The following is a 15,753-nucleotide window of genomic DNA, read 5'->3' as shown; positions in this document are numbered from 1 at the left end:
AACAAATACGGTCGCTGCGCTGCTTTTAACAGTAAATAATGGAGGGTGGACGCTTAGGGCGTCGTGCGCACAGATATGTGCGCCGATCTATATAATTGCGCATAATGTATATTATGTTAAATTAATAAAAAGCAGCTGAATCTTCATATGCAAATGAGACTTCAGGCGCTATAGGCTGTCTAACGCATCTGATACACTCTCCCCCTGATTTTTACGAGCCAAGGCACGGTTTATAGATGAAGCAAAAAAACAGATACTTCTATAAGAGCATGTTTGCAGTACTCGCTGTCACAACACTCTTTCTTAACGTTGTTGTGGCTGACGAGCAACAAAATATTTTGCCTACGGAAGCCCAGTCACGCACAACCATCGAAATCATTGACCGCCTTGGCGTTATGCATTACCGGGACCAGGCTTTAAATGACGATCTCTCCCGTAATCTGCTTGAGCAATACGTGGACAAGCTTGACCCTTCAAAGAGCTATTTCACACAGTCTGATATTGATTTTGTTCAAAAATGGTCAACTTCTCTGGACGACATGCTGAAACAAGGTGATTTATCTGTTGGTTTTGAGATTTACAATTTATATCGCACAAGAGCTTCCGAGCGCTTGCAACGTAATCTCGAATTGCTTGAGAGTGACTACATTTTTGATTTCGATCAGGATGAAACCATAAATCTGGACCCTGAATCCCGTACGTGGGCACTTTCTATGCACGCAGCTGATGATTACTGGCGCAAAAGAATCAAAGACAGCCTTATTCGTCTGATTATCAATGATAAAAATCCTGAAGAAGCTCGTGAATTACTTGTAAAGCGCTACAAAACCCTGGAAAGTCAGTTTGCTCAGAGAAATTCTGAAGATGTTTTTGAGGCTTTTATTAACTCCTTTACTAGCCTCTACGACCCACACACAAGCTATTTTTCGCCCAGCACTATGGAAAATTTTAAAATCGCCATGTCTTTGTCCCTCGAAGGCATTGGTGCCGTGCTTCAGCACGAGGATGAACATACAAAAGTTGTGAGCGTGGTCCCCAAGGGGCCAGCAGATAAGCAGGGTATTTTACAACCGGGTGATAAAATTACCTCCGTCGCTCAGGATGATGAGGACTTTGTCAACGTGATTGGCTGGCGTCTTGATGACGTTGTCAAACTGATTCGAGGCCCTAAAGACTCGATCGTTCGGCTTGAAGTGATTCCTGCCAAGGGTGATGCCAGCTCATCAACCATCATTTCGATTGTCAGAGACAAAATACAGCTGGAGGAACAGGCGGCTCAGTCAAAGGTGATTGAAGTTCCCGCTGCTGATGGCCAGGTTCATCGTTTTGGCGTCATAGAAGTACCAACGTTTTACATGGATATTGAGGCTTACCAGAAAGGTGATCTCAATTTCACCAGTACCAGCCGTGATGTTCAACGTTTGATCGATGAACTCTCTGCACAGGACATTGACGGGCTTTTGCTGGATTTGCGTAACAATGGCGGTGGTTTTTTGCATGAAGCAACAATGCTGACAGATCTTTTTATCGACCCGGGTCCAGTAGTGCAGGTGCGGCATGCAAAACAGCGTATCTCACGTCACCAACGGTCGCGCAACCGCGCCTATTACTCCGGCCCTCTTGTTGTACTCATCAACCGGTTGAGCGCTTCTGCTTCCGAAATATTTGCAGGAGCTATACAGGACTATCAGCGCGGGCTGGTAATTGGAACTCAGAGTTTCGGTAAAGGCACAGTTCAGTCTACATCTGATGTATACGAAGGTATGATCAAGTTGACGGAATCAAAATTTTATCGTGTGTCCGGTGGCAGTACCCAGCATCGAGGGGTTATCCCTGATGTTGCACTCCCCGCCCTGTTTGATAAGGATGAAGTTGGCGAAAGTAACCAGAAGACTGCCCTTCCCTGGGATGAAATTAACCCTGTACCTCATCGTAAATATGCCAACACCACTCATCAGGCAGCCATTCTTCAAGGTCTTCATAACTCGCGCCTCGAGTCAGACCCGGACTTACTTCACTTGACCAGAGAATTATCACTAGCCAAATCACAGAAAAATAAAAAGGTACTTAGCCTGAATCTTGATCAGCGCAGAAAGGATAAGGAGAAATATGAACAAGAGCTCCTCGACCTTGAGAATGCTCGTCGTAAAGCCAAACAGTTACCTTTGCTTGATAGCTATGCAAAATGGCGTGAGGAGCGCGATCAGAATACCGAAGAGGAAGAGCCATTAGCAGATGGTGACCCCATTCTTTTTGAAGCTGGGCATGTCTTTTCTGATTACTTGAGACTCGGTCAGCAGAGTCCTCCGGCGCTGGTTAAGGGTGTTCCATAAGTTCACAGGCTTGGTAAAGCAAGATATGAAGATTGTTTCTTTCAATGTTAATGGTCTTCGTGCTCGGTTACATCAGCTCGAAGCAGTTATAAACAAACACGCTCCGGATATTATAGGCCTCCAGGAGACAAAGGTTGATGATGATCAGTTTCCTGCGGGAGCGATTGAGTCACTTGGATATGGAGTCATCTATCATGGCCAGAAAGGACATTATGGTGTTGCCCTGCTCTATCGGCTCAAACTTTGTGAGAGCATGTGTGGTTTTCCCGATGATACTGATGGCGAGCAACGAAGACTGGTTGCTGGCCTGTTTGAATACAACGGTGAAAAAATTCGGGTAATCAACGGCTACTTCCCGCAAGGTGAAAACAGGGACCACCCTGAAAAATTTCCTAATAAAGCAAAGTTCTATGCAAAACTCGGCCAGTATTTGAGTCGATACTGTGATACCAAAGAGCAGTTGTTAATTATGGGTGATATGAATATCGCCCCGCAGGATGCTGATATTGGTATCGGCCTTGACAATATGAAGCGCTGGCTTCGAACAGGGAAATGCTGTTTTCTCCCAGAAGAACGAGAGTGGTTTCAAGGGCTGATCAGCTGGGGATTGACGGACACCTTTCGCCATTTCAATCCAGAGAACCGCCAGGATTTTAGTTGGTTTGATTATCGCAGCAGGGGTTTTGAACAGGATCCAAGACGTGGCTTGAGAATTGATTTACTGCTAGCGTCAGATTCTTTGCTTGAAAAGGCCTCTGATTCCGGTATTGACTACGAAATAAGGGCCATGGACAAACCATCAGACCATTGTCCTGTATGGCTTGATATAAAAGCCTAGGGAGCCTCAAAATAATGGGCTAATGTATCTACCGCTCGACTATTCAAATGTAACCTAGATCAAAACATTTCTGTCAACGAATCCCCTGCTTTGCCGTTAATAGCCAAAGAGAGATATTTTTGTGCCAATTAAACTCGAACTGTTGAGAAAATTGAGGGATCGGAAGATGAATAAGTTTATTCTGCCCAGTCTGATGTTCATTATATTCATGGCCGCTGCCAGCACGTCTCTGGCCGACGACAGGCATCATTATCGGAATGACTATATAACACACTATAGGACATACGATGATCGTCACGTCCATAATCATGACAGACACCGTCATAATTATGAGCACAAACACAGAAGGCATTATACGAGCCACGAGCACCGCCATTATCGAGCTCATAGAGTGCACCATTATGATAGTAGCAATGATTACTGGAAGTTTGTCGGTGGCCATATTTTGCTTAACGAGATGCTGTACCATGGGCATGTACATGATCGTTATTGCAGGCACTAGTCTTATTGCCTGAGATCTTGATCGATGAAACATCAACTTGTCTTATCAAGCCATGATACTTACAGTCTGAGGAGCAGACCTCTGGATCAACATGCACTGAATAGCTTTCTCAAAACAATCGAGAGGAGAGCTTATAGAATGGCGTTGGTTAGCGTTGGCAATAGTGACGACGCTCTGGATGTGGTGCAAGAAGCCATGATGCAGTTGGCATCTCGTTACGCAAAAAAGCCCTGCGATGAGTGGAAACCACTGTTTTATCGTATTCTTCACAACAAAATCAATGACCTGCACCGACGCAATAAAGTACGCAACAGATTTAGAGGCTGGTTAAAAGGGTATCAAGACCAGAATGACAACGGAGAAAATCATGAAGACCCTTTTCAAGTAGCTCCTGATCCGACAGGTATTTCTCCGGAAAGCCAGCATGAAAACAGGCAGCAGATTGAAATACTGGAATCGGCTTTGCGCAGACTTCCTGGTCGCCAACAACAGGCATTCATGTTGCGCTGCTGGGAAGGACTATCAACTACAGAGACGGCCCATACTATGCAGTGCAGCGAAGGTAGCGTAAAAACCCATTACTCCCGTGCGCTTCACACACTGCGAAATATTCTTGAAAACAGTGGTGATTACCGAGGTAACAATCATGAGTGAATTCGAAACACATGCTCGTAACCTGCTTCGAGAATCCGAGCAAATCATGGATCAGCAAACCGCACAGCAGCTCAACGAAAGGCGCTTGAACGCACTGAATAGTACGGTCACTCGCAGCTCACCTATTCCAAGTTTTCTGTTGCCTGCAGCTGGTATGGCTTTAGCGTCGTTTGCCGCAATCATTTTGATTGTTTCCCCGCTTAACAAGCAAAATAGCAGTATTGAAGATGAGGCATTCCTGAGTGAAGGAATAGAGATTTACGAAGACCTGGACTTTTACCAGTGGCTGGCAGAGGATGAAACCCGTTTACGAGGTTAATTTTATGAGTATCAGCGGGCACATCTTGCGCGATTTAATCTGGTCTGTAACAGTCTCTATAATTGTCATTATGACTGCTTATAGTGGCCAGGCCATGGCAGAATCGCGTTCGATAGTGTTTGGCCCACCTTCACATGCTCGTTCTTCTGACCTGATATTCTTTGCAGAGCATCAACACCGTCGTTTTGAAGAATTGCCTCCTGAGCAGCAGGAGCATATTCGTAAAAGGCGGGAAAAGTTTGAATCCCTTTCCCCTGAAGAAAGGGAAAAAATACGTCGGGCTCGAGAACGCTTCCGCAACCTTTCTCCAGAACAACGCGATAAACTTCGGGAAAAATGGAAAAAAATGACCCCGGAACAGCGTGAGGCGCTCAAAAGGGATAAGCGTGAAAAACAGCGCTACCGTTCTGACTGGACATAAACTCTAGGAGCAATCGTAAAAAAAACCGGCACGGAAAATATTTACCGTGCCGGTTTATTAATTGGAATTAACCAGTTACAGCTGGGCAGTTAGCTCTGGCACAGCCTCAAACAGGTCCGCCACCAATCCATAATCAGCCACCTGAAAAATAGGTGCTTCTTCGTCCTTATTAATCGCCACAATTACTTTGCTGTCTTTCATTCCGGCCAAATGCTGAATTGCACCTGAAATGCCCACAGCGATATACAGGTTTGGGGCGACAATTTTACCGGTCTGACCAACTTGTAAATCGTTAGGCACAAAACCGGCATCGACAGCAGCTCGCGAAGCGCCAACAGCGGCACCCAGTTTGTCAGCAAGTGCTTCAAGAATGGCAAAGTTCTCACCGCTGCCCATACCGCGACCACCGGAAACGACAATATCGGCCCCGGCCAGATCAGGACGATCGGATTGAGCCAGCTCTTCGCCAACAAAGGTTGAAACACCCGCATCATGAACGCTGCCAACAGCTTCAACAGTAGCAGAACCACCTGTTGCGGCGGCCGCATCAAAAGCTGTACCACGCACTGTGATGACCTTGATAGGACAACTGCTTTGAACTGTGGCGATAATATTGCCTGCATAAATCGGACGCTTGAAAGTGTCGGTACTTTCAACACTGATAATGTCCGAAATAGCCTGTGAATCGAGCAGTGCTGCGGCACGGGGCGCAACGTTTTTACCATTGGTCGTCGCCGGAAATAGCACATGACTGTAGCCCGCAGCTACCTCAGCAATCAAGGGCGCCGTGTTCTCGGCCAACATGTGATCGTAAGCGGCATTATCAGCAGACAAAACCTTACTCACACCTGAAACTTGTGCAGCTTCGTTTGCAGCACCGCCGCAGTTGCTGCCAGCCACCAGCACATCAATATCACCTCCGATCGCTTGCGCAGCGGTAATAACATTCAGGGTTGCAGCATTAAGGGATTCATTGTTGTGTTCAGCAATTACAAGAATACTCATCAGATCACACCTGCTTCATTTTTCAGTTTATCGACCAGCTCGGCAACATCGGCCACTTTAATGCCTGCCTGGCGTTCAGCCGGTGGCTCAACTTTCAAGATGGTGACACGAGGAGCAGTATCAACCCCCAGATCTGATGGCGAGGTAATATCCAGGGGTTTCTTCTTCGCTTTCATAATATTTGGCAATGAGGCGTAACGCGGCTCATTAAGACGCAAATCCGTAGAAATAATTGCCGGTGTATTCAGGCTGACTGTTTGCAGGCCGCCATCTACTTCGCGAACTACATTTATTTTGTCGCCCTGAACGTCAATTTTAAAGGCATTGGTTCCCTGCCCATAACCTGTCAACGCACCCAACATTTGCGGCGTCTGGTTGTTATCTCCGTCAATGGATTGCTTGCCCATCAAGACAATGGCAGGTTGCTCGTTATCGCATACCGCTTTGAGGCATTTTGCAATGGCTAACGGCTCAAGCTCATCGCCTGTTTCAACATGAATCGCACGGTCGGCACCCAAAGCCAAGGCTGTTCTCAGCTGCTCTTGAGCTTTTGCTGGCCCAATGCTGACCGCGACAACTTCGGTTGCTGTACCGGCTTCTTTAAGACGCACCGCTTCTTCTACGGCAATTTCACAAAATGGGTTGATAGACATTTTTGCATTGCCCAAATCAGCGCCGGAACCGTCGCTCTTTGGCCTTACCTTGACGTTGTAGTCCACAACGCGCTTGACAGCTACAAGTACTTTCATGGAGGACCTTTAACCTAATTAAACGTTAAAACAAAGCTGCGAACAGCCGCTCTTTTTCAAGGAGCGTATTCTGCCCATACGTGTAAGACAAATCAAGTTGAGAACAACTCAATGGCGACCAGTTGGTCACCCGCAACATAGCTTTCAGGTGTCTAAATAGTTAGAATGAGCAACTATTCGCATACTAATTATCATGAACAGGAGACAGTCTGTGGAACGAGAATATATGGAGTACGACGTTGTCATCGTCGGGGCTGGTCCAGCCGGACTATCTGCAGCATGCAGGTTACGTCAGCTCAATGAAGAGTTGAGTGTTTGTGTTGTCGAGAAAGGCTCTGAGGTTGGTGCTCATATCTTGTCCGGTGCGGTTTTTGAACCTACAGCACTGAATGAACTTTTTCCCGACTGGAAGGAAAAAGGCGCTCCGTTAAATACGGAAGTTACAGCTGACGATATTTATGTACTTAAGAAAGACAGCGGCATAAAAGTCCCGGGGGTTTTTGTGCCCAGCACTATGCACAATGAGGGTAATTATATTATCAGCCTTGGCAACTTTTGCCGTTGGTTGGCTGAGCAAGCTGAAAACCTGGGGGTAGAAATATTCCCTTGTTTCACCGCCGCAGATGTTCTCTATGATGACAACGGCGTCGTCAAAGGCGTTATTACTGGAGACATGGGGGTTGGCCCAAATGGTGAGGAAAAAGAGGGGCTGTACACTCCCGGCATGGAGTTGAGGGCCAAATACACGCTGTTTGCTGAAGGTTGCCGCGGCCATCTCGGGAAACAGCTGATTGCCAAATACAGCCTCGACGCAGGAAAAGAACCACAACACTACGGTATAGGAATCAAAGAGTTATGGTCAATACCTAAGGAAAAACATCAACAAGGTTTGGTTGTTCATACAGCAGGCTGGCCTCTGAGTGAGAGTGGCTCTGCAGGTGGAAGCTTCCTCTATCATATTGAAGACAATCAAGTGGCCATCGGTATGATTACCGATCTATCCTACTCAAACCCCCATCTCAGCCCTTTTGACGAGTTCCAGCGCTACAAACATCACCCGGTTGTTGCCCAGTATCTGGAAGGCGGAGAACGGATTTCCTATGGTGCCAGAGCACTTGTGAAAGGTGGGCTGCAATCACAACCCAAAATGACTTTTCCGGGTGGCTTGCTCATAGGTGATGACGCTGGCACCCTCAATTTTGCTAAAATTAAAGGTTCTCACACTGCAATGAAGTCAGGCATGATCGCTGCTGAAACTGTTGTGAAAGCCATCAAGAACGGAACCGAAGGTGCTGAGCTAACCGATTACACAACGGCATACGAAAACAGCTGGGCCTGGAAAGAGTTGCATATGCAGCGCAACTTTGGTCCGGCTCAACACCGCTGGGGCAATATAGTCGGCTCAGCCTATGCCTTTATCGACATCAACATTTTCCGCGGTAAACTGCCTTGGACCTTATCCGATCCGAAACCGGACCATGCTGCTCTCAAGCCGGCCGCTGAGTGCAAGCCTATCAATTACCCGAAACCGGATGGGAAATTGAGTTTTGACAAGCTGTCATCTGTCTTCCTGTCAAATACCAACCATGAAGAAGAGCAGCCTTGTCACTTGAAACTGACTGATCCGAATATTCCGATCAGCCAGAATTTACCGATGTATGACGAGCCTGCGCAGCGCTATTGCCCTGCCGGGGTTTATGAAGTCATTGAAGAGGACAATGGCAGCAAACGGTTTCAGATCAATGCTCAGAACTGTGTGCACTGTAAAACCTGTGACATTAAAGACCCTGCGCAAAACATTACATGGGTGGTTCCGGAAGGTGCTGGCGGCCCTAATTACCCGAATATGTAAAAAGGTCAGTCTCTGCAGAGCATAAAAAAAGGGGGTTAATACCCCCTTTTTGTTTTGCTTAAGCAAGCCGCATTAACCTATCAAGAACTCACACCCCATACTGGTCACTGAATATCGCTGTTCACCCTCAACAGAGACTTCTGTAGCTAACTCTGACAATTGGTAGTACACCGATCGGCTAATTTTAGCTTCCAGATTGCGCCGTACCAGCAAATAGGGAGATGGCTCATTACTCTGTCGGTTTATGACCACTCGAATGGGGTTTTTTTCACTCACCAGCACAATATCGTCAGTAAATGTTGTCATCACAATGCTTTGATTTCCCTGGTAACTGTCGATTTGACAGCTGGTTACCAGCAATGGCGCATCTTCAACCGTGATTTGCCATTTTTCCACGGGGGTAACCAGAAAATAATCATCCCCTTCCCGCTTCAGAATACTGGCGAACAGCTTCACCAGAGGCTGGCGCTGAAAAACACTGCCTTCGTGAACCCAGGAGCCATCACGTCTGATAACAAGGTCCATTCGTCCACTCAGAGGGGGCGTCCAGGCTTCAACAGGAGGTAGTGACTTTACAGGCAACTCGCCAGCTGTCAGTTCGTCGACCAGTCGTTGAAAGGCGTCTTTGGCAGTTTTCAAATTATGGAGAGCCTGCTGTTTTTAATTGCCCGCGATTGCCCATGGTAATGCCAATATTGGTGAGAAAATCAAGCAATTGTTCTTTGTCATCAATCAGACTGGCAAAGCTGCTGTTAAAATAGACTTCAACCGCACCCTTGGCGAGAGCCCAGCAAGCAAGATAATGGAAGTGTGGCGGTACATCTTCCAACACACCCTTGGCGATGAGTGTCTCTGTTGTGGCGTTGAGCGCATTGATGTTGGAGAGCCTTAATTTGTTTAATTCATCCATTTGTGCCTTTACCTGAGGATCTCCCTGAAGCCGCACTTCCAACTGCTGTACTAACCGATCTACAGCGGGGTTTTCAAGTCTTGCCCGGAAATACGCCCGTGGTGTCGCGCCGGAGTCGCCACGCTCTGAAGCATCAATACCCGCTCTTAACTTGGCAGAAATATTCTGCTCATAATTGAGAATAATGCTCATCAGAATTTCTGTTTTGGTTAGAAAATGCTTGTAGACGGTGCCCTTTCCTACGCCTGCTTCCTGAGCAATTGCCGACACGGTGACATTATCCACACCCCGTTGTAGGAGCAGCCTTAAACTTGCATCGATAATACGTTGCTCACGATCAAGAAATCGCTTTTTTTTCTCTCTTATTCTATCTGCGGCAGAAATGGACGAATTGGACATGTATTTGATCCGGAACCTGTAAGTCTGTTCGGACTAACCATTCTCTAACGAATACCAAAAAGGTGTCAATGGTCATATTCAGATGGATGAAGAATAGTTGCCGATATTAACCATAAGCAGACAGAAAAGAGGTGGGTGATGGACAGCGTCGAACGGATTGATATAATTCCGCCGGTTATTTTTATGGTTACTGTCGGTGTGTAGCGCAGCCTGGTAGCGCACTTCCTTCGGGAGGAAGGGGTCGGAGGTTCAAATCCTCTCACACCGACCAGATAAAGCCAATTGCCGCTCCCGTTTGTGGGAGCAAGATTCAGTTTTTAAGCCTTTGGTCTCGCATCCAGATTCCCACCACCAGCAAAGCCAGTAGACTTACTGCAGAGCCTAGATCATATGCCCAGGTTGGCTCAATATCCCAGATGATTCCACCGAGTAAAGAGCCTGAGGCGCCTCCTGCGCCAAAACTGACACCACTATAAATAGCCTGCCCTTTCCCCTGATGGGCTGGTTCAAATAGTCGCCTGACACACTCAATTGCAGACGCATGGAATGTGCCAAAAGTAAAGGCATGTAATAGCTGGGCAATTAACAAAAGCCAGAGGAATTCGGCGAAATGCCCAATCAGGAACCAGCGAACAGTGGCCATGAGCAGGCTGAATAGCATAATCTGTCTGACGCCTATTCTTGGCAACAAACTGTGCATGGCAAGAAAAACCAACACTTCAGCAGCTACTCCAACAGCCCATAAAAACCCGATCGATACCCGACTGTATCCTTCCGCCTCAAGGTGAATACTGAAAAACGAATAATAGATACCATGCGCCAGTTGCAAGAGGAATCCGCTAACTAAAAACGCCAGCAATGCAGGGTGGAAGCATGCCTTAAGGAAATGTGTGGCGGGTTTTTGCTGCTCAAAGTGTGTTGGCGCGGGGATAATCATGCTACTGAGCCAGATTGATGCCAGCAGCAGCGTTCCCACAACAGGAAGGCTGCCTATTCTGCCCTCATCAAACCACCAGCCAGCAATCAGAACAGCGAGAATAAAACCCACGGAGCCCCATAAGCGGATATGACTATAGGTTTCCGGGCGATGAGAAAGATAGCTGACTGTGATGGTTTCATGCTGGGGTAACACCGCATTCCAGAAAAAGCTGTAACTGGTCATAACGAACAATAACGGCCAGAAACTCTGACTAATAAACAACCCCATGAAACTGACTGTAGCCAGCAGACAGCCGAGGCGAATAATAGTGAGGTGCCTGCCGGTGTGATCGGCCAGCCAACCCCAGATACTGGGTGCAAAAACCTTGGTGGCCATGGGAATTGAGAGCAGCACGCCAATATCAGCGCTGGTATAACCTAAGGACTTCAGATATAACGACCAATAGGGGAATGTCGCCCCCAGCAGCGCAAAAAAACAGAAATAAAACCCGGATAAACGCCAGTATGGAACAGCTGCAGGCGGGCCTGAGTAGAACTTCAAGGCATCTTTCAACTTAATCGCCGGTCAACTATCTGCTAACGCCTGCAGGAATCGGGGATAAGCCGCTGTTCACCCCTGCATTCTGGGCACGGTGACGAAGCACGTGATCCATCAGCGTAATGGCCAACATCGCTTCGGCAATAGGTGTCGCACGAATACCCACGCAGGGGTCATGGCGACCGGTTGTGACCACGTCTACAGGGTTGCCACTGGTGTCAATTGATTTACCCGGAATACGCAGGCTTGAGGTGGGCTTCAGGGCTATATGCGCAATAATGGTCTGACCGGAAGAAATCCCTCCCAGGATGCCGCCGGCATTGTTAGAAAGGAAACCTTCCGGCGTCATTTCATCCCGATGTTCGGTGCCCTTTTGCACCACTGAATCAAAACCTGCCCCAATCTCGATACCTTTAACGGCATTAATACTCATTAAACTGTGGGCAATCTCGGCATCAAGGCGATCAAAAATCGGCTCACCCAGCCCGGTCGGTACATTGCTAGCCTGCACTGTAATTTTTGCACCAACGGAGTTACCCTCTTTGTTCAAGGCCTGCATGTAAGTTTCCATTTCGGACACTTTATTCGGGTCGGGGCAGAAAAATGGATTCTTTTCAATTTCGTCCCAAACCACCTGTTCAGCCTTTATCGGACCAAGCTGTGAAAGGTAACCGCGCACTTCGATGCCCAGCGTTTTCAAAAACTTCTTGGCAATAGCGCCTGCTGCCACCCGCATCGCTGTTTCTCTGGCAGAAGAGCGCCCACCACCACGGTAGTCACGAAAACCGTATTTCTGATGGTAGGTGTAATCCGCATGAGCAGGACGGAACAGATCCTTAATATCGGAATAGTCCTTGGAGCGTTGGTCGGTATTTTCAATCAAAAGCCCAATGGGGGTTCCTGTTGTTTTACCTTCAAATACGCCTGAAAGAATTTTCACCTCATCCGCTTCGCGGCGTTGGGTGGTATAGCGCGATTGCCCCGGCTTCCGCCGATCAAGATCTACCTGCAAATCCTCTGCCGAAATTTCCAGTCCGGGAGGACAACCATCTACCACACAACCAAGTGCGGGGCCGTGGCTTTCTCCAAAGCTGGTGACGGTAAATAGTTTACCAATCGTATTGCCAGACATAGTTTTCTCTCATTAAACCCTAGCGGTTATTATACGGAATTATTGTGGGTGATTGTGCAGGTTCTACCCTTAACTTGTCAGTTTTGGCGCAAGTCTTTAAACCAGAATAACGTAGATTTATCAGCCGTGATTATTCAATTAGTGCAAAAAGACCCTGACAGATGATCGAAGAACCATCTGTATCGCATTTGTGGTATCGCGCTATAACGCCAATTGTTGGTCAGAACAACCTCGGGAACGTTGTTAACAACCTGCCAGTTCTTCTTTTGTTAAATAAAATACACCGTGGCCACCGCGTTCAAATTCGAGCCAGGTAAACGGCAATTCCGGGAACAGTTTATCCAGTGCTTGCCAGGAGTTGCCAACCTCCGCTATCAGTGTTCCGCCGTCGTTCAGGTACCTGCCCGCTTCTGAAAGCAATCGTCGGGTAAAATCCAGCCCGTCGGTGCCGGATCCGAGGCCTATTGCGGGCTCATGTCGGAATTCGTCGGGCATTGACGCGAGATCTTCTGCATCGACATAAGGCGGGTTTGAAACAATCAAATCAAACTTATGGTTTGTCAAACGTTCAAACAGGTCAGACTGCAATGTACTCACCCGTGCGCTGCAACCATGATCTCCGATATTGATATTGGCAACGGCCAGCGCATCGCCCGAAATATCACTGAGTACAACCTGTGCTTCCGGAAAAGCGTAGGCGCAGGCTATACCGATGCAACCACTGCCAGTACACAGATCAAGAATATGCTTCGGTGATTCAAGGAGCCACGGAGAAAACTGCTGCTCGACCAGCTCGGCCAGTGGTGATCTGGGCACCAGTACACGCTCGTCAACATAAAACGGTAAACCGGCGAACCAGCCGCAATTGGTGAGGTAAGCCAAGGGAATTTTCTCATCGATGCGGCGCGCAACAAGTGCTTTTACAGCCTCTGTCTGAGTGTGAGTTACCTGTTGAGTCAGGACCTCATTGCCTGAATAAAGGGGTAACTGCAAAGCGTACAATACCAGTTGGACGGCTTCATCCCAGGGGTTGTCTGTACCATGCCCGAAAAAAAGCTCAGCCTTATCAAACTGATACTCCACCCACTGGAGTAAATCTCCTATGGTGTTTACATTATCCACCGTCATCGCAGGCCACACCGTTGACAAAAAGGTAATTGTAACGACTATTGGCTGACCAGCGTTACACTACTGGAGAAAATTCTTTACGTTTATTATCGACTCGCGTAGATTGACCGGTTTTTACAATTTCAAAACAAGAACGGATAAGAGTGGCTATTGTGGATATTGAAGAAACCTATTTTGCCAAAATCATTGAAAGCTGTGGTGAAGACTTGGCACGCCCTGGCCTTGAAGATACACCAGCAAGAGCCAAAAAAGCCTTTGATTTCTTAACTCGTGGTTACCATCAGAATGTAGATGATGTGATCAATGGCGCTCTCTTCCCCTCTGATTCAAATGAAATGGTGATTGTGCAGAATATCGAGTTGTATTCTCTGTGTGAACATCATCTACTGCCATTTGTAGGTAAGTGCCACGTTGGTTATATTCCGCAAGGCAAGGTTCTCGGGTTGTCAAAGATTGCCCGTATTGTCGATATGTACGCCCGCCGACTGCAGATTCAGGAAAAGTTGGTTACACAAATAGCCCATACCATAGAGGAAGTGACCGACGCATTAGGTGTGGCGGTAATAGTGGAAGCCAAACATATGTGCATGATGATGCGCGGAGTTGAAAAGCAGAATTCTGTCATGAAGACCTCGGCCATGCTTGGCGCATTTCGCAAAAACCAGGCAACGCGCAGTGAGTTTTTGTCGCTAATTAACTGTTAGGCCATAAAATAGTTGATGGCCTTTGCAACAGCGTCGGCTGACTCTTCCATATGCAGGTGGTGCCCACCGGGCAACACCATTTCTTCACATTTTTTGATGAGAGGAAACAGTGGTACGGTGAACTGGGATGTCGCTTTTCTCAGTCCGTCTGCCCCCATGCAGAGCAATGTTGGACATTGCACATGCTGTAAAAATGCCTTGGCATGATCTGATCCCAGCTTAATATCCGAGGCATGTTTCAGACGTGGATCTGCGTGCCAGTAAAACCCCTGCTCCGACGCGCTCAAACCCCGCGTTGCCAGTTGGGTGGCGGCTTGTTCAGAAAGAGCCAAGCGACCTGCTAGTCGACTGGCAATGGCTTGTTCTGACGACCTGTAATAACGCCGGGTTTTCAGCGGCTGCAGTCTTTGAAGGGTTGCCTTTCTCAATTGTTCAGGAGCCTGTTCGGGTTCCACAGTATCAGGCCCCAATGTATCGATCAGCACCAGTTTGCTGATTCGCTCAGGAAGGGTGCCGGCAGCAATAGCACTTATAATGGCGCCTCTGGAATGACCTATTAATGCAAACTGCTCCCACCCTTGCTGATCAGCAACACTGAAAATTTCCGGCACATCCTGCCAGATATTGTAAGATGAATCGGGTGAACGAAAATCACTGAAACCGTGTCCAGCCAAGTCCAGTGCAATAAGATGAATGTTACCAAACTGCGGAGCCATAGCGTCAAAACTGGCGCAATTATCCAGCCAGCCGTGCAAGGCAATAGCGGGCCTACCCTCGGGATTACCCCATTGGCGCCCCGCCAACTTCAATCCGGCAACCGTGATACTGATTTCGTCGCCATTAAATTGTTGAGCGTTCAGCGTTTTGATCATTATGGGCAATCCAGCCATCGCAGGGAGGCGCAACCCCGGCCGAAAGCAATCAAATCAAGGTGCGCCAGACAGCTTGTACCCATAGCCATACCCGCACTCTGCTGGTCTGTCAGATAGTTCAACATTTGACCAACCAGTGGCTGATGACTGACAAAAAGGACGACATCAGCGTTCAGGTTATCCATAAACGCCTCCACTGCCTGAATACGGCTTTCCGAGCGGAGGCAATCATGAAACAGCACCTCAGCACTAACAGGAAGCGATTGTTCTAACACTGCAAGTGTTTCTCGCGCTCTGCGAACAGGACTGCAAACAATCAGAGGAACGGCTGCCAATTCGGTAGCGTGGCGCTCCGCAATACGCAGCGTCTCGGTACGACCGACAGCAGATAGGCAGCGCTCCCGTTTCAGCGCGTTATAGGGGGCATCACCGTGACGAAGAATGTAGAGCTGCACGGG

The 15,753-nt window shown here is 47.8% G+C and carries 16 protein-coding genes and 1 tRNA gene; 8 read left to right on the top strand and 9 right to left on the bottom strand.

Annotation, left to right across the window (positions count from 1 at the left end; translation table 11 throughout):
• Positions 1–236: 236 nt before the first annotated feature.
• From H7A02_05300 to H7A02_05280, 5 genes are all read left to right on the top strand, one after another.
• Entirely contained in the window at positions 237–2,333 is a 2,097-nt protein-coding gene (locus H7A02_05300; GenBank protein ID MCP5171667.1) for a carboxy terminal-processing peptidase, read from the top strand.
• A 25-nt stretch (positions 2,334–2,358) separates the two neighbouring features.
• Entirely contained in the window at positions 2,359–3,171 is an 813-nt protein-coding gene (xthA, locus tag H7A02_05295; GenBank protein ID MCP5171666.1) for an exodeoxyribonuclease III, read from the top strand.
• 526 nt (positions 3,172–3,697) lie between these two features.
• Positions 3,698–4,327, top strand: coding sequence for an RNA polymerase sigma factor (locus tag H7A02_05290; protein ID MCP5171665.1), 630 nt, complete (start codon positions 3,698–3,700; stop codon positions 4,325–4,327).
• Positions 4,320–4,646 carry a hypothetical protein gene (locus H7A02_05285; protein ID MCP5171664.1) on the top strand — a complete coding sequence of 109 codons (327 nt, stop codon included), beginning with the start codon at positions 4,320–4,322 and terminating at the stop codon, positions 4,644–4,646. The genes H7A02_05290 and H7A02_05285 overlap by 8 nt, the downstream gene beginning before the upstream one ends.
• Positions 4,647–4,740: 94 nt before the next feature.
• Positions 4,741–5,067: a DUF3106 domain-containing protein gene (locus H7A02_05280; GenBank protein MCP5171663.1), complete on the top strand. Its 327-nt coding sequence runs from the start codon at positions 4,741–4,743 to the stop codon at positions 5,065–5,067.
• A gap of 75 nt (positions 5,068–5,142) precedes the next feature.
• Here H7A02_05280 and H7A02_05275 read toward each other — a convergent pair whose 3' ends face one another.
• Complete coding sequence (locus tag H7A02_05275; GenBank protein ID MCP5171662.1) at positions 5,143–6,072, bottom strand: electron transfer flavoprotein subunit alpha/FixB family protein; 930 nt, start codon at positions 6,070–6,072, stop codon at positions 5,143–5,145.
• Positions 6,072–6,821: an electron transfer flavoprotein subunit beta/FixA family protein gene (locus H7A02_05270; protein ID MCP5171661.1), complete on the bottom strand. Its 750-nt coding sequence runs from the start codon at positions 6,819–6,821 to the stop codon at positions 6,072–6,074. Before H7A02_05270 ends, H7A02_05275 begins: the two co-directional genes overlap by 1 nt.
• A gap of 211 nt (positions 6,822–7,032) precedes the next feature.
• Between H7A02_05270 and H7A02_05265 the strand changes: the two genes are divergently transcribed.
• Positions 7,033–8,673: an electron transfer flavoprotein-ubiquinone oxidoreductase gene (locus H7A02_05265; GenBank protein ID MCP5171660.1), complete on the top strand. Its 1,641-nt coding sequence runs from the start codon at positions 7,033–7,035 to the stop codon at positions 8,671–8,673.
• A 72-nt stretch (positions 8,674–8,745) separates the two neighbouring features.
• On the opposite strand, the gene H7A02_05260 is transcribed toward H7A02_05265, so the two are convergent.
• Positions 8,746–9,312, bottom strand: coding sequence for a DUF1285 domain-containing protein (locus H7A02_05260; protein MCP5171659.1), 567 nt, complete (start codon positions 9,310–9,312; stop codon positions 8,746–8,748).
• Position 9,313: 1 nt separating this feature from the next.
• Positions 9,314–9,982, bottom strand: coding sequence for a TetR/AcrR family transcriptional regulator (locus H7A02_05255; GenBank protein ID MCP5171658.1), 669 nt, complete (start codon positions 9,980–9,982; stop codon positions 9,314–9,316).
• A 194-nt stretch (positions 9,983–10,176) separates the two neighbouring features.
• Between H7A02_05255 and H7A02_05250 the strand changes: the two genes are divergently transcribed.
• Positions 10,177–10,253 (top strand) — tRNA-Pro (locus H7A02_05250).
• A gap of 39 nt (positions 10,254–10,292) precedes the next feature.
• Here H7A02_05250 and H7A02_05245 read toward each other — a convergent pair.
• The 3 genes from H7A02_05245 to prmB form a co-directional block, all read right to left on the bottom strand.
• Positions 10,293–11,474 carry an MFS transporter gene (locus H7A02_05245; protein MCP5171657.1) on the bottom strand — a complete coding sequence of 394 codons (1,182 nt, stop codon included), beginning with the start codon at positions 11,472–11,474 and terminating at the stop codon, positions 10,293–10,295.
• Positions 11,475–11,490: 16 nt separating this feature from the next.
• A complete protein-coding gene (gene aroC, locus H7A02_05240) occupies positions 11,491–12,591 on the bottom strand; it encodes a chorismate synthase (protein MCP5171656.1) in 1,101 nt (366 codons plus the stop codon).
• A 243-nt stretch (positions 12,592–12,834) separates the two neighbouring features.
• A complete protein-coding gene (gene prmB / locus H7A02_05235) occupies positions 12,835–13,719 on the bottom strand; it encodes a 50S ribosomal protein L3 N(5)-glutamine methyltransferase (GenBank protein MCP5171655.1) in 885 nt (294 codons plus the stop codon).
• 149 nt (positions 13,720–13,868) lie between these two features.
• Here prmB and folE point away from each other — a divergent pair, with 149 nt between their 5' ends.
• Positions 13,869–14,423 carry a GTP cyclohydrolase I FolE gene (gene folE, locus H7A02_05230; GenBank protein ID MCP5171654.1) on the top strand — a complete coding sequence of 185 codons (555 nt, stop codon included), beginning with the start codon at positions 13,869–13,871 and terminating at the stop codon, positions 14,421–14,423.
• Here folE and H7A02_05225 read toward each other — a convergent pair.
• Positions 14,420–15,295: an alpha/beta hydrolase gene (locus tag H7A02_05225; protein ID MCP5171653.1), complete on the bottom strand. Its 876-nt coding sequence runs from the start codon at positions 15,293–15,295 to the stop codon at positions 14,420–14,422. The two genes, folE and H7A02_05225, sit on opposite strands and share 4 nt — an antisense overlap.
• Complete coding sequence (locus H7A02_05220) at positions 15,295–15,750, bottom strand: histidine phosphatase family protein (protein ID MCP5171652.1); 456 nt, start codon at positions 15,748–15,750, stop codon at positions 15,295–15,297. The genes H7A02_05225 and H7A02_05220 overlap by 1 nt, the downstream gene beginning before the upstream one ends.
• Positions 15,751–15,753 lie beyond the last annotated feature (3 nt).

The sequence above is a fragment of the Pseudomonadales bacterium genome (assembly GCA_024234435.1).
GTDB lineage: Bacteria > Pseudomonadota > Gammaproteobacteria > Pseudomonadales > Porticoccaceae > JACKOF01.
This window is presented reverse-complemented; position numbering and strand designations above follow the sequence as displayed.

Bases quoted from the DNA above. Each gene is read 5' to 3' on its own strand.
- H7A02_05300 (MCP5171667.1), top strand. From the start codon at position 237: ATGAAGCAAAAAAACAGATACTTCTATAAGAGCATGTTTGCAGTACTC.
- xthA (MCP5171666.1), top strand. From the start codon at position 2,359: ATGAAGATTGTTTCTTTCAATGTTAATGGTCTTCGTGCTCGGTTACAT.
- H7A02_05290 (MCP5171665.1), top strand. From the start codon at position 3,698: ATGAAACATCAACTTGTCTTATCAAGCCATGATACTTACAGTCTGAGG.
- H7A02_05285 (MCP5171664.1), top strand. From the start codon at position 4,320: ATGAGTGAATTCGAAACACATGCTCGTAACCTGCTTCGAGAATCCGAG.
- H7A02_05280 (MCP5171663.1), top strand. From the start codon at position 4,741: ATGGCAGAATCGCGTTCGATAGTGTTTGGCCCACCTTCACATGCTCGT.
- H7A02_05275 (MCP5171662.1), bottom strand. From the start codon at position 6,072: ATGAGTATTCTTGTAATTGCTGAACACAACAATGAATCCCTTAATGCT.
- H7A02_05270 (MCP5171661.1), bottom strand. From the start codon at position 6,821: ATGAAAGTACTTGTAGCTGTCAAGCGCGTTGTGGACTACAACGTCAAG.
- H7A02_05255 (MCP5171658.1), bottom strand. From the start codon at position 9,982: ATGTCCAATTCGTCCATTTCTGCCGCAGATAGAATAAGAGAGAAAAAA.
- aroC (MCP5171656.1), bottom strand. From the start codon at position 12,591: ATGTCTGGCAATACGATTGGTAAACTATTTACCGTCACCAGCTTTGGA.
- prmB (MCP5171655.1), bottom strand. From the start codon at position 13,719: ATGACGGTGGATAATGTAAACACCATAGGAGATTTACTCCAGTGGGTG.
- H7A02_05225 (MCP5171653.1), bottom strand. From the start codon at position 15,295: ATGATCAAAACGCTGAACGCTCAACAATTTAATGGCGACGAAATCAGT.